We start from the raw sequence: 14,318 nt of genomic DNA, 5'->3' as shown, positions 1-14,318 counted from the left end.
ATTTAGCAAAAATCTTGTGGTAGCAATGACAAAGACAGCCCCGGTGCACTGACCTGTCTGCGTTTATTCAAATTTCTTTGGACAGGGTGTAAGTTTTTTTTCTTTCTGCCACTAACCAGAGAAAACGCTTATGAAAATTGATGAAGCCATTGAACTGCTCAAGACAGAAAAAGCCAGGGCCGAGAAAAAATCTGAGATCAAGATTTTACAAAACATGATTGGTATACTGCTGGACTTGCAAACCCGACAGTTGTCCTCAGAGGATCTAGCCGCAGTAGAAAGCGAACTGGACGTCATGGAATTGGATGCCTACCAGGAAAACAGAAAAAGACACCTTAGAAGGAAGCTAGCTAAGTTTCAGCAGTTTTTGAAAAACAAGTTTTCGCTTATTCCAAAAGGCCACTATACAGCACTGGGAATTGCCTTTGGGGTGGCCTTTGGTGGCATGTTTGGAATGATGATTGACAAAACCCTCGGGAGCTCTCTCGGGATTAGTTTTGGAATCGCTTTTGGTTTGGTAGTTGGGCGCTATCTCGACGCTCAGGCGGAAGCACAAGATAGGGTGTTAAATGTTGAATTTAAATAACTGAGCGCAAACGCCTTTTGTCGCCGCTGTGATCAGTAACAGTTGATTCCACCTCCGCTCCTCAAAAAATATCAAAAAGGGAATGCCCCGGGTGTAATAATCCCCAACTTTGGCCACCAACCAAGGTAAAAGATTTGAGCAGCGACTTTTATACGTCCATGATTTTGCCGTTTTCGGGCATCATCATCAAGATTTGCCGGGCATACACCAATACCCAGGAAGATTTTGAAGATTACTATCAGGAGGTATGCCTGCAGATTTGGAGGAGTCATGCCAATTTCAGAGAGGAGTCGCAGTGGTCGACCTGGGTGTATCGGGTGGCCCTGAATGTTTGCCTTACCTTATTGAAGAAAAGGAAAAACGACCCGCAGCACTTTGCGTCCGACTACCTGCCGGATGAGGCTACCGAAGACAGCCGGGCATTTGCCAACGAGTCGCTCAACGAGTTATACGCTGCTATCAAACAGCTTTCTGAGGTTGACAGAGGAGTGGTTTTGCTCTACCTCGACGAAAAGAGCTATCAGGAAATCGCCGAGATAACCGGCACCAATGCCAATAATATTGGTGTGCGGATTAAACGAATCAAGGATCGACTAAAAGTAATATTGGATGGAAAGGTCAATTGAAGCTATTTGGAAGGAAGGGTTTTTGGTAAGCGATGCTTTGGTGGCACCGAAGATCAATCAGTTATACAGCCAAAAGTCGAAGCATATTGTCGATAAGTTTAAAAGGATGTTTGAGATTAATCTGATCGCCATCCTCATTTTTTCTGTCGTGTTGTTGCCGGTAAGTTTTTTGTTCGGCATGGCTTATATGGGAGTACCCATGTTTTTGCTTCTCAATGCGGTGGCAGTCGTTAACAAACGGCTTTCGAATGGATTAAATAAAATTGATAAAAGCGTAAGCAGCTATCAATACCTCAAAGCGTTCGATGCCTGGATGCAGAAGCAAATTTCCATCAACACAAAAATGTCGGCATTCAACTACCCCTGGGCGTTTCTTTCTCTTCTGGCTGGTTTTTGGTTTTTTGACGTTGAAGGAAGGACGCTGGGTGAGGCACTAATGAATAAGCTAATGATCCATTATCCTCAAACCTATTTGGTTGGCGGGCTTCCCCTCGTTGGTATCATAGGTGTGATGCTTGTGGCCTGTTTTCTCGCTTTTTTCGGTGGCCGCCTTTATAAGTTTGAGCTTAAGCTGGTTTATGGGCATGTGATGAGCAGGCTGCAAGAAATGCTGGCTGACATGGAGGAGTTGAGGAGGTGAAATGTTGGCAGCGGGCTGCCTGAACCTTGTTGATGCTGAGATACTACAGGTATTCCGTTTTTCCTGATAACTCATAGCTGCTATTTAAAAGAATTTGACAAGGGCTCGAGAGGAGGTGAGGATACTAAGCAAAGCAACCCTAAATAGCTGCCGAACCAAAAACAGCCGCTTCGCATCCACCACCTGGCGGAAAGGAATCGTATAAAGTTCTGAAAATCACAGGCAAATAACGCTGAGTGACGATGTGTCTACCTGAGTTTATGATAGCATTAGCCCACCGTTTCCCCGCCGCAAAGCCTTAGTTGGCGTTTCATCGCCATAGGAAGCCCGCTGCAACCGCCGACCATAAGATGACCTGTATATTGAAGACATTTCTTCGGTTAATAGCTCATGACGGTTATCTTAGCGATACACTGGAAATGATTCATGGTCAAGAGCAAAGTTTGGAGCCTCGCAGCGGCTATTATCTTCTTCTTCTTTCATTTCTGCGCAAAAGGCCAGACCGACGCTACGGCATACGAAGCGAAATTTCAAAAATGGTTGGGCGTGAGGGCGGATTCGGCTTTTACCTATGCCTCCAAACTATTGGCGATTGCCCAGGAAGTTAACGACCCAAAAGCTACCAGGGAGGCTCTCATCAAGCAGGGGCTGGCCTATGGGTTTTTGAATGAATTTGATTCGGCTCTAGTCTATTATCGTAAATCGCTCAACGTAAGTCTTGCCAACGACGACAGCCTGGGGATGGGGAAGTCCTACTTGAATATTGGCGTGAATTTGTTTTACAGAGGCTTCCTTGACTCAGCTGCCTTCTATTACGAGATAGCTCGCCCGATCTTTGAAAGCCTGGACGAAAAGAAATATTTATCCTACAGCCTGAATAATCTTGGACAGGTTTACAAAAGGTCGGGCAAATATGAACAGGCCGCCAGTGCGTACGCTAGATCGCTGGCGATTAAAAAGCAATTGAAAGATACAGTGGGCATTTTGAACGCCTACTTCAATTTGTCGAGCTTGTACGTTTCCACAGAAAGCTTTGATACGGCGCTCTTGTATTCACAGGAAACGTTAAAAATTGCACTCATCCTGCAGGATACCAGCGAAATAGCCGGTGCATGGTTAAATATAGCCCTGTCTCAAAAGGGTGTGGGCAATGCCGATGCAGCTCTAAGGGCTTTCAAGGCGGCAGAAAAATTTGTTGGATATCCCGGTGATTCGGAATTCAGAATGGAATTGTACTATAACCTGGCCAGGCTGTATCGGGACCAGGATAATTATGAATTGGCGCAATCGTACCTGGACAAAATGAGTGTCTACATGCAGTCCGAAGCCTTTTTGGAAAAGCAAATGGCGTACTACCAGCTGTCGTATGAGTTGAAAAAGGCCAGCGGTAGTCATGCCGAGGCGCTGGCACTTTTAGAGGCTTTTGTGCAAGTCAAGGACAAATACTTATCTCAATCTGTTCAGCAGCAGATAACTGAGCTTGAGCGAAAGTATCAGTCCGAACAGCAGGAACTCAAAATTACGGGGCTTGAGCTGGAAAAAAAGACCACCGACCTGGTGCTGGCGAAGTCGATTAACCAGCGAAATATATTGATTTTGGTGGCCGTCATTTTTCTTATTCTGGCAGGGTTTGCCGGGCACCGGTACAGAGAAAAACAAAGGACTTCCAAAGTATTGAAGCAGAAGAACCTCCAAATATCGGAAGCGCTGGATGAGAGAGAAATCCTACTCAAAGAGATTCATCATAGAGTAAAGAACAACCTGCAGGTGATTTCTAGTTTGCTCAAACTTCAGGCTGGTAGCTTGAAAGACGAAGCGGCTGTGGATGCGGTGATGGAAGGCCAAAACAGGGTCAGGTCTATGGCATTGATTCATCAAAAATTATACAGTGCGGAGGACATACGGGGAGTTAGCATTGACACGTATCTTGAAAACCTGACAGGAGAACTTCTCACGGCTTTTGGGAAAAATGAAGTAGATGTGGAGATAGAAACTAACGAGCTGAAGCTCGATATTGATTCGGTGATCCCCCTGGGGCTGATTCTTAATGAGCTGATTTCGAACAGCCTTAAGTATGCATTTGACAAGCCGGGCGGACGAATAAGCATAAAAATGTGGGAAGCAGATGAGAAACTGAACGTAACGGTTAAGGACAATGGCAAAGGAATGGACGCAGCCACTCTGGAGCAGTCTAATTCTTTTGGATGGAAGATGATTCGGTCGCTCAGTCGTAAAGTCAAAGCTGAGATAGATATCCGGAATGATGGTGGAACCGAGGTGAACTTGTACTTGTCACGTTATAAATTGGTGGTATGAAAAAAGCCTCTGTATTGGTAGTTGAAGATGAGCCGCTTATTGCTGATGATATTGCTGAGACCCTCGAAGCCAACGGCTATGAGGTTGTCGGCATTGTAGACGAGGCAAGCGATGCGTTGGAAGTTTGCAAGACTTGCCATCCCGATGTTGCTCTTTTGGATATTCAGATAGAAGGGCCTGTTGATGGAATTGCCCTTGCTGCGCAGCTATCCATGCCGATCATTTTTCTCACCTCTTTTTATGATCAAAAGACGCTTGATCGGGCCAAATTGGTGAATCCGTCGGGTTATATCGTAAAGCCTTTTAATGAGAGAGACCTTATCGTGAATCTGGAGATCGCCATAGCCCGTGGCAGAAAGCCGACCAGGAGCAAGTCGCCTGCAAACGAGAAGTTTTTTGTCAAAAAGGATCAGGAGATCGTTTCCGTCTCCACTTCGGACATTGTGTACGTGGAAGCGTACGATAATTATTCAACGTTGTACACGGAAAAAGAGAAATACATGATCAGCCACACGCTGAAAAGTATTTCGGAAAAACTAGAACCTTTGGGCTTCCTGAGGATACACCGTTCTTACCTGATCAATTTTGATGCGGTGGACAGCATCTCTGAGAACTATGTGTACCTGAAAGGCCATCAGGTCATGATTGGCAAGTCGTACAGAAAGCAGTTCATGGAGTCGCTTTCCCTGCTCTGACGCCTTTAAAAATCCCGCCATCGACTAAAAATTTCCTTTCCTTCACTAAATCTCACTATCATTTGAAGTAGTCAGCGGTCAATTTCATAGACAAAAAACGACTTATGAAATTTTTTCTTTCTGCTGCACTTTTATTTTTCACGCACCTTCTTTGGGCCCAAAACTTTGTAGAGAGCTGGGAAACGACATTTTCTGCTACCGGAACGGTGGAGATCGTAAAGATGATTCATGATGCTGATGATAATGTGATCATTCTTGCCAACCAGAGGCAGTCCGGCGGGCCGGTTTACGATGGTCTGGTACTCAAATACAGCAAGAGTGGTGTGTTCCAGTGGTCAAAATCCTACGGGTATGATTCCGAAACGAATGACTATGGGGTCGACGTCGATGTTGATGATAATGGAAACATCTATGTACTTTTTAGTATTGACCCTGAGAACGCTGGTAATACCAACCCAAATGGCTTTTTGCTGAGAAAATATTCACCCTCAGGTACTGTTGTCAATAGCTACGAAAGTGTTGGTTCATTGGGATACGTACCCCAGAAAGTGGCCTTCTATGAAAGCCAGAATAGGGTTTATTTTACTGCCAGTAAAAACCAGAACCCAGGCAAAGGATTGCTGCTAGGGCTGTACAGGTTGTCGGATGGCCTTGTGTATGAGTATGCAAAAAATTATGAGAGCGATGAGGATGATGTAGCATTTGCCATTGATACAGGAAGCACAGTTACCGTTCAGTTTCAAAAAGGAACCTCTGAGATAGCGGCATTGTCTATACCCTACAATTTCGGGGTTTCCGATTCTTTTTCAGAAGCAGGGTCTATCGTAGTAACTGAATCCATTGACAACATTGCTTATAAGCAGATCAGTAGCTATCGCTATTTTAAGCTCGAATTGGGAAATGGAACAGTTGATCTTTATGAAAGGTCTTCAAGTAATGTAACAAAAGCTGTATTTACCGGAGAGCCAGGCTTCGTTGGCGACTTTTCAAGATCCAGTGGCAATGTGGTGGTGACAGGTGATTTTTATGGAAATGCCGTAAGGAGGGAGTATGATTTTGCCGGCGGTTCTTATACCCTTGAATACGAGTTGGACGATCCGCAAACTATTGGAAATCTTATTACGCCTGAGGGCTACGTGCTTGGGTCTGTGGTTGAAAACAATACCCGGTATTTTGGTGCCTTAGAATTTGATTTTTATGGTGTTTCAGATAAATGGTACCACAGCTCAACCGGTGGTGAAACACTTGACAAAGCCCTCGCCGATTCGGATGGCAATTTCATTTTTGCGACCTCTCCAGGCAGTCAGATCAAGCTATTCACCCTGTGCAATGGCCCTGTTGGTATTAATCTTGGTGCTGACATTAACACGGAGCTGGAGACTGTCACGCTATCAATAGGCTCAAGCCCGGCCAATGAGGCCAACTGGGAAACTATAGAATGGAGCACGGGGCAAACAGGGGTGAAGTCTATCGATGTCTCAGGGTATCGTGAGGTGAAAAACATTTCTGTTACCGTTACTAATGCCAATGGGTGCTCATTTACTGACGAGATACAGGTTACTTTCAGGGTGCCTGCTCCGGGTTTGCCACAGCCGGAAATAGTTGGCATGAACGGCGCTGCTCCCGTTTTTCGGTTTACCTGGGACAAGACCATTGCTGAGGTGGTGGAATACGGGATTGACCAGAAGTTCTACATCGGTAGCTGTGGAGTATTTCCTGGTGACTGGGAGGAGTTTAGCAGCAGTTCTTCAGGAAACGCAAACGATTATATAGATATCACAACGTCCATTCATGCTGGCTTGCAATTGTTCGGCGGTTATGCAGAGGATGCAGCTGAGAACCGGTCGTACCCTGGTTATCAGCTGGCTCTCCAACCTTGTAATTGCTATGATATGGAAGCCTTGGATACCTACCTGGCCACCGTTGCAATCAATGACGGTAATGATGTAGTGGGAGAGGGTGAGATTTCATCATTCTTGATTGTGAACCCAGAAACAAATACCCGTAAAACAAGCGATCAGGAACTGCTTTCCTTCTTTCAGTGGGAAGTGCCGGAAGGCTGGGACATCATTGACTACCAGGGTACGCTTATCAAGACAAGGATCAATGAAGGAGCTGCAAGTGGAAGTATTTCTGTGAAGATTGTCAATCCATGTACCGGAGATCAGACCTCTGCGATATCAAAACAAGTCACTGTAACGAAAGACCAAACGATCGCATTTGATCAACCAGCTGATATCCAAATGGGGGATGACCCAATAGCGCTTGGGGCAATGGCTTCGTCTGGTCTGGATGTTGCCTATGATATCGAGCCATTCGATATACTCGACATCAATAATGGAATGATTACGCCACTTTATGCGGGTACAGCAACCGTCACGGCGACACAAGCTGGTAATTTCGAATGGAATGAAGCAAATCCTGTTCAGCAGACTTTTTCCATCAATAAAGGCGACGACGAGATTACGTTTGGGGAATTGGATGATGTGTTTTGGAATGCGGAAAACTTCGATTTAGATGATCTGGCCTCTACCAAAAGTGGAAGGAATATTTCGTGGACTGAGGTAGATAATGCTTACGTTTCGGTTTCATCCCTGGGGGCTGTTGTAGTCAAAAAGCCAGGTGCTGTGGAGATCACTGCTACCTTGACGGGAGATGATAATTGGAATACCGCCGACCCGGTCAGTCAGACGCTTACAATTCTGAAAACAAACCAGCACCTCACCCTTGATGAATTTCCGGATAAGTTGGTTACCGATGATGATTTTCTATGGAGTGACTTCCTGGATATTTCTTCAGGCCTGACCCCCTCTTTGGAAAGTGATGATGAAGGGGTGGCAAGGGTCTTGGGCAGCCTTATTGAAATAGTTGGAGCAGGAACAGCCACCATTACCGCTACACAATTGGGCAATGACAATTACAACGCTGCGGACCCGGTGAATCAGACACTGACCATCAATAAGCTTTCGCAAACCATATCATTTGACCCCATACCTGAAAAGACGACTGTTGATCCTTCGTTTGAACTGGATGCTACAGCAAGCTCAGGTTTGGATGTTGAGTATGAAAGCTCTAATACTGCCGTAGCTACTATTGATGACAACATCGTTGCAATTGTTGGAGTGGGCACGGCAGATATCGTTGCCTCGCAACCCGGTAACGGAACTTATGAGTCCGCACCTGACGTGACCCGCACGTTGACCGTTTCTGAGGGTGTGACCATTGCTTTTACCGAAGGGTACCCGCAATTTGAATACTATCTGAATGGTGCATATCGCCTTTTGTTGGAGTTGACTCAGAATGGAAATGTATACTATGTGGTTACTGCTGAAGGTGCAGACGAACCCACACCGGCACAAATCGAAAACGGCCAGGATGCCTCGGGTGCACCAGCATTCAAAAGCGGATCGGCCTATTCTTTGGCAGCCAACAATGAATATAATTTGGCCCAGATCTTGGAGCTGGAAGAAGTAACCTCCTATGAGATTTTTTTGACCATTTCTGATGAAAGTTATGCATTGAGCACTGTTGTCTATCAGTTATCAGTTGAGACTGGTGATTATTCAAAACCTGAATGGGAGCCCGGCTACCCCGTAATGGGTACCATAAACTCCCTGTCTGCCGAGGTGGAAATTGACCTTAATGAGGGGGACGGAACAGTGTACTACGCTGTATTCGCAAGTAGCGGTGCTACAAAATTCCCTGCCAATTTGAAGGCCGGGAGCAATTATGGGGCCGTCGACGAGGGTTCTGTGTCTGCTAGCGATGCTAGCTTTGTCCTGACCGGGCTAAGCGAGGCAACGGCATATGATGTGTGGCTGGTGGCTGAAGATGTGGCTGAGAACTTGCAGACTGCTGCCACCAAATTGGATTTTACGACCATTGATGATATAGCGCCTGAATTCGGTGCGGGTTATCCATCCATTGCTACAGTTGATGAGACTGACGTAGAAATTGATGTGAAGATAAATGAGGCGGGAACTGTCTATGCCATTGCCCAACTTGCCGGAGAGAGTGCTCCGTCGTTTGCACAGGTACAGAATGGCCAAAACAGCAGTGGTGCAACGGCGATCAGTGCTAACTCGGTAAGGGTGGATAAAAATCAAGCGGCTGGCTTGGCACTTTCCGGGCTGACCTCTCAGGTGGGATACGATTTTTATGTAGTGGCTGAAGATGACTTTGGTAACGAGAGTGGCGCTCCTGTGAACCTAAATGCAACCACTAGCGACCTGAAGGCACCCGATATTTCTCCTCAGACTCTTACATTGGAAAGTGTTGATGAGACCAGTGCAACCTTTAGTTTTTCATTGGACGAGCCAGGTTCATTCTATTGGGTAGTCGACACTGACATTGCAACATCACCATCACCCACTCAGGTATCGAACGGCCAAACAGAAGCTGGGGCGGCCTCAATACACTCAGGATCAGTAGATGTTACCATAGCGGATCAGGCCTATCAATTTGAGGTTACCGGACTGTTGGCCGATCAGGAGTATGAAATTTATTTTGTAGCCGAAGATGAAAATGAAATCCCTAACATCAGTGAAAGTACATTTTCAGCGACGTTCTCAACGGTAGACCTCACAGCTCCTTCATTTGGGTCTACTCCCCAGATTACTAACATTTCTGCTGAAGGCTTCGATCTGCAGGTAGATGTTGACGAGTCTGGTTCTTTATTTTATGCCGTGATCGGTGCGAGTGACCCGCTGCCATCCACTGGTGAACTATCTACAGGTTCAGTGGCCAATGTAGCAGATCAGGGAAGTAAAAGTTTAACAGCCGGAGCTAACGATCTTACTGTTGCTATCAGCCTGGCAGAGGAATCTTCCTATCAATTGGTGTTGCTGGCAGCTGATGATGATGAGAACTTGCAAAACGATGTTGTCTCGATAGATTTCACGGTTCCGAGCTCCAAAATAACTCAATCGATCACTTTCGAAGCATTAGAGGAGAAAACCTATGGAGACGCTGATTTTGACCTGGCAGCCATTGCCACGTCGGGATTGGGTGTTAGCTACAGTAGCTCAGACGAGTCGGTGGCTACTATCTCGGGGAGCAGTGTGACGATAGTGAGAGTGGGTAGCGTTACTATCACTGCCTCTCAATCTGGAAATGGCAATTATCATCCTGCGGCTGATGTTGAGCAAACCCTTACTGTCAGTCAGGCGAGCCAATCGATCACTTTCGAAGCATTAGAGGAGAAAACCTATGGAGATGCTGATTTTGACCTGGCAGCCGTTGCCACGTCGGGATTGGGTGTTAGCTACAGTAGCTCAGACGAGTCGGTAGCCACTGTCTCGGGGAGCAGTGTGACGATAGTGGGAGTGGGTAGCGTTACTATCACTGCGTCTCAATCTGGAAATGGCAATTATCATCCTGCGGCTGATGTTGAGCAAACCCTTTCTGTCAGTCAGGCGAGCCAGGTCATCACCTTCGATGAAATTGATGATCAGCATTTTTCAGTCGGAACTCTTTCACTGCGGGCAACGGCTTCTTCAGGGCTGCCTGTTGTTTATGCACTGGAAAACGGCGATGGTGCCATCAATGACAACGTGCTAACCTTCCGTTCAGCAGGAACCTTTACCGTAACAGCTTCACAGCCTGGTAATGGCAATTTCAATGCTGCCGAGCCTGTTAGTCAAAGCTTTTTAGTGAATGAGGAGAGCGTCAAAGTGCCTCAAACCATCACTTTTGCTTCCATCGAAGATCAGACCTACGGAAATACAATCCAGCTATCAGCTACCTCGTCCAGTGGTCTTACTGTCAACTATGAGGTGGTCAGCGGAGGAGCAGTAATATCAGATGGAGAAGTGAAGTTTACCGGGATAGGAACCGTTGCCATCGAAGCAAGCCAGGAGGGAGACGATTCTTACGAGGCTGCGGCTTCGGTAAGCCAGACTTTCGAGGTGCTTCCCAAGACTCTTGACGTATTGGCGGAAGATAAGCGGATTGTCTATGGTCATCCAATGCCGGAGCTGACTTATACCATTACTGGCTTTACGACAGGTGAAGATGAGTCTGCATTGACCACAGCTCCCGCCGTGAGTACAGAAGCAACTCAAGATAGTGATGCGGGTAGTTACGGCATATTCGCTGATGGTGCAGTATCAGACAATTATGTTTTTAACTATCAAGACGGGCTACTTGTCATCGACAAGGCTCAGGCAGGTATTACGATAACAAATTTAGAGCAGGAGGCAGATGGATCAGCCAAAGAACCAGTGGTGACCACAACACCGTCCAACCTGAACTTCACAATCACTTATGATGGATTAGCAGATGCCCCCATCGTCGCAGGGACTTATGAGGCGAAAGTAACGATTGATGAAATAAATTATGCAGGTGAGCAGGTAGCTATTTTTACCCTGACAGAATCGAGCCCTCTGGGTGTCGAGGCTGAAGCATTGCTGAGTGTCTATCCGAACCCAGTAGCTGATTACCTGACCATTAAGAATCTGGCTAACAAAAACATGGCTATATATGACATGGAAGGCAGGTTGCAGTCGGTAGACAGGGTGGGAGAAAGACTCGATTTTTCGGGATTGAAACCTGGAATTTATTTACTAAAGAGCGATGGGCAAGTATTGAAGCTCATTAAACTTTAAAGCAGAGGCATACCACAACAATTGACTCAACGCAGATTAACCCCGGTCTCTAAGGAGCCGGGGTTTCTTATTTTATTCTCACCAGAAGGCGTCAAAGGTTGGGTGGGCCCTCATGGGAAAAAGGTAGCCTGTTAGATGCAGGCAATCTCAAATGACTGAATGTTTCGGTGCCTGCGGTAAAAGTATCGGATTAAGTGGTTACTTTCATTCAGGAAGTAACTACTCGTGCCAATGATCAGAATTCCCTATGCCTTCTTTTTCATGTTGCTTTTTTATGGTTGTAACCAAAAGAAGACACAAAAAACTACCTCGCTTAGCGAAATTATAACCAACCCCATTGTCGACTCCGGAGCTGATCCATGGATCATCCGGCAGGGCAGCACGTTTCACTATTGCTATGCCAAAGGAGGAGGCATTTATGTGAAATCGGTTCAGAAGTTCTCCAACTTGAATGGCGCCGAAGAACACGTGGTTTGGCAAGCACCCGATACTGGCTCATATTCCCGGGAAGTATGGGCACCAGAGCTACACAAGATCGACAGTAAGTGGTATGTCTACTTTGCGGCTGACGATGGCGAGAACAAAAATCACAGAATGCATGTATTGTCATCTTCCTCCGATATGCCACATTCCGGCTTCTCTTATGCCGGCAAGGTAAGTGATGATACGGACAGGTGGGCCATTGATGGCACTGTGTTTACACTTAATGGTAAAATGTACTTTGTTTGGTCAGGCTGGGAAGCTGAAGTGAACGAGGCTCAGCACCTCTTCATAGCTGAGATGAGCGGCCCGACGCAGATAAGTTCGGAAAGGGTGAAAATATCCAGCCCGGAGTTTGAATGGGAAAAGAGAGGCTCAAGCGACAACTTGCCTGCCATCAACGAAGGCCCCGAAGTTTTGCAGAAGGGTGGTCGCACGTTTATTGTCTATTCTGCCAGCGGCAGCTGGTCCAACGATTATTGTTTGGGTTTGCTTGAACTGAAAGGAGGCGATCCTATGCTCCCTGACTTGTGGGAGAAGAGCGAAAGGCCGGTGTTTTCCGGAACAGAGCAAGTGATCAGTCCAGGCCATGCTTCTTTTATTATTTCCGGCGGACAGGATTATATTGTGTATCATGCCATGCCGGTGAAAGGAGGCGGCTGGGCTAGTCGGCAGGTGAGGATTCAACCTTTTTCCTGGAAGGAAGGAAAGCCTGATTTTGGGGTGCCAGTTGAGAACGAGGTAGAGGTCAATATTGAGTATTTCACCAACCAATTAACGCCAGGCCAACAAGCTCAGAGATAGTGCGGTATTCGGCAAGTATTCCCTATCCTTATCCCTATTCTACTTCCTTTACTAACCCCCTTGAAATGAAAAAGGCTCTACACGTTCTTCCCTGAAGTCGTCGAAAGACTGCTTTTTGCACACACCTGGCCAATGCACCTCCAATTCGGCGCTTTGAGGGTTACAACAGCTTGCTCAAACAACCATTTGTATGCCTGCTATTGGGAATGGCGTCATATTTAATTGGTTAATTTTAGTAGTTCTTCTTCGATAATGTCCAGCCCCTGATTCAGCTGCTCATGGGAAATAACAAGCGGGCTGAGTACACGCACTACATTTTTGTTTGTGCCAGCCGTCAATAGAATGAGGCCCCTTTTCAGACATGCCCTGGTGAGGTCTGCAGCGGTAGCAGCATCCGGCCGATTGGGGTCGCCGTTTTCCACAAATTCAATGGCCTGCATGGCACCAAGTCCTCTCACGTCTCCGATAGCCGGGCACTTTGCTTTTAGCTTCAGAAAGCGATCATTCACAATTTTAGCCACTTCCTCGGCTTTCTGGTTCAAATTGATTTCTTCCATGTACTTGATGGTAGCAATAGCGGCGGCGCAGCAAACGGGGTTGCCCAAATACGTGCCTCCGATTGTTCCAACGGCGGCTGCGTCCATCACTTCTTGCCGGCCAATGACAGCGCCGATGGGCATGCCTGACCCCATTGACTTTGCCCACGTTGAAATGTCCGGCGTAACGCCGTAGTGCTCGTAAGCGCCCCATTTTCCGGTTCTCCCAAAACCACTCTGCACTTCGTCGAATATCAGCATGATGCCATATTCATCGCAGAATGCACGTAAGCCCTCTACATAGGTTTTCGGGGCTATATTAAAGCCACCTTCGCCCTGTACCAGCTCGATAATAATAGCGGCCACACTTTCAGGATCAACAAGCGTATGGGTGGAATCATAAAGCTTTTGAAGTTCCTGTTCCGCAAAATCATCTTCCTGGAGTCCACGCCCATCGTGGTAAAAATTTGGGAATGGCAGGCGGTACACTTCGGGTGCAAAGGGGCCGCAGTCAGTTTTGTAGCCAATTTTCGAAGTGAGCGTCATGGCCATCATTGTGCGACCATGAAATGCTTCGCTGAAACACAGCACAGCAGGCCGTTTGGTTGCCTGGCGAGCAATTTTAATAGCATTTTCAACCGACTCGGCCCCCGTGTTCGTCAGCATCACTTTCGTGCTGTCGCCGTGGGGGAAAAGCGAGGCCAGTTTTTCGCTTAATTCAAGGTAGGGCTCGTAGGTGGAAATATTAAAGCAGGCATGGATCAGCTTTTCCGCCTGTTGCTGAATTGCCTTCACCACTGGCTGTGGGCAATGGCCAGCGTTGGTTACGCCAATTCCTCCGGCAAAATCGATCAACTCGTTTCCATTGGCATCAACGATGGTGGCTCCATGCGCCTCCATGGCCGAGGAAGGCACAAAAATGCTTACGCCGTTGGCCACCACTTTTTTTCTACGGGCAAGCAATTCTTCTGTCTTTGTAAAGCTTAGAGGGTGGTTGCCGGTGTCTGGTTGTAGGAACATGGTCTGCTTC

At 46.8% G+C, this 14,318-nt stretch carries 8 protein-coding genes; 7 read left to right on the top strand and 1 reads right to left on the bottom strand.

All coding sequences use genetic code 11. The features are described 5' to 3' along the window. The first annotated feature begins 130 nt into the window (after positions 1 to 130). From AAC052_RS04770 to AAC052_RS04740, 7 genes are all read left to right on the top strand, one after another. Positions 131 to 586 carry a hypothetical protein gene (locus tag AAC052_RS04770; RefSeq protein WP_339811376.1) on the top strand — a complete coding sequence of 152 codons (456 nt, stop codon included), beginning with the start codon at positions 131 to 133 and terminating at the stop codon, positions 584 to 586. Positions 587 to 720: 134 nt separating this feature from the next. Further along, positions 721 to 1,212 carry a sigma-70 family RNA polymerase sigma factor gene (locus AAC052_RS04765; RefSeq protein ID WP_317492005.1) on the top strand — a complete coding sequence of 164 codons (492 nt, stop codon included), beginning with the start codon at positions 721 to 723 and terminating at the stop codon, positions 1,210 to 1,212. Next, positions 1,196 to 1,852: a hypothetical protein gene (locus AAC052_RS04760; RefSeq protein WP_339811374.1), complete on the top strand. Its 657-nt coding sequence runs from the start codon at positions 1,196 to 1,198 to the stop codon at positions 1,850 to 1,852. Before AAC052_RS04765 ends, AAC052_RS04760 begins: the two co-directional genes overlap by 17 nt. Positions 1,853 to 2,278: 426 nt before the next feature. Further along, entirely contained in the window at positions 2,279 to 4,168 is a 1,890-nt protein-coding gene (locus AAC052_RS04755; RefSeq protein ID WP_339811371.1) for a histidine kinase dimerization/phosphoacceptor domain -containing protein, read from the top strand. Next, complete coding sequence (locus AAC052_RS04750; protein ID WP_317492002.1) at positions 4,165 to 4,863, top strand: LytTR family transcriptional regulator DNA-binding domain-containing protein; 699 nt, start codon at positions 4,165 to 4,167, stop codon at positions 4,861 to 4,863. Before AAC052_RS04755 ends, AAC052_RS04750 begins: the two co-directional genes overlap by 4 nt. Before the next feature lie 104 nt (positions 4,864 to 4,967). Beyond that, complete coding sequence (locus tag AAC052_RS04745) at positions 4,968 to 11,468, top strand: MBG domain-containing protein (RefSeq protein WP_339811366.1); 6,501 nt, start codon at positions 4,968 to 4,970, stop codon at positions 11,466 to 11,468. 231 nt (positions 11,469 to 11,699) lie between these two features. Continuing rightward, a complete protein-coding gene (locus AAC052_RS04740; protein ID WP_339811364.1) occupies positions 11,700 to 12,752 on the top strand; it encodes a glycoside hydrolase family 43 protein in 1,053 nt (350 codons plus the stop codon). A 218-nt stretch (positions 12,753 to 12,970) separates the two neighbouring features. On the opposite strand, the gene AAC052_RS04735 is transcribed toward AAC052_RS04740, so the two are convergent. After that, positions 12,971 to 14,308, bottom strand: coding sequence for an aspartate aminotransferase family protein (locus AAC052_RS04735; protein ID WP_339811363.1), 1,338 nt, complete (start codon positions 14,306 to 14,308; stop codon positions 12,971 to 12,973). Positions 14,309 to 14,318: the final 10 nt, after the last annotated feature.

This window comes from uncultured Imperialibacter sp., from assembly GCF_963974565.1.
GTDB classification, from domain to species: Bacteria; Bacteroidota; Bacteroidia; order Cytophagales; family Cyclobacteriaceae; genus Imperialibacter; species Imperialibacter roseus.
Note: the sequence above shows the minus strand (reverse complement) of the source record. Positions and strands in the feature narration are given on the sequence as shown.

Coding starts and splice junctions, on each gene's coding strand:
- AAC052_RS04760 (WP_339811374.1), top strand. CDS start 1,196: ATGGAAAGGTCAATTGAAGCTATTTGGAAGGAAGGGTTTTTGGTAAGC.
- AAC052_RS04735 (WP_339811363.1), bottom strand. CDS start 14,308: ATGTTCCTACAACCAGACACCGGCAACCACCCTCTAAGCTTTACAAAG.
- AAC052_RS04750 (WP_317492002.1), top strand. CDS start 4,165: ATGAAAAAAGCCTCTGTATTGGTAGTTGAAGATGAGCCGCTTATTGCT.
- AAC052_RS04740 (WP_339811364.1), top strand. CDS start 11,700: ATGATCAGAATTCCCTATGCCTTCTTTTTCATGTTGCTTTTTTATGGT.
- AAC052_RS04770 (WP_339811376.1), top strand. CDS start 131: ATGAAAATTGATGAAGCCATTGAACTGCTCAAGACAGAAAAAGCCAGG.
- AAC052_RS04755 (WP_339811371.1), top strand. CDS start 2,279: ATGGTCAAGAGCAAAGTTTGGAGCCTCGCAGCGGCTATTATCTTCTTC.
- AAC052_RS04745 (WP_339811366.1), top strand. CDS start 4,968: ATGAAATTTTTTCTTTCTGCTGCACTTTTATTTTTCACGCACCTTCTT.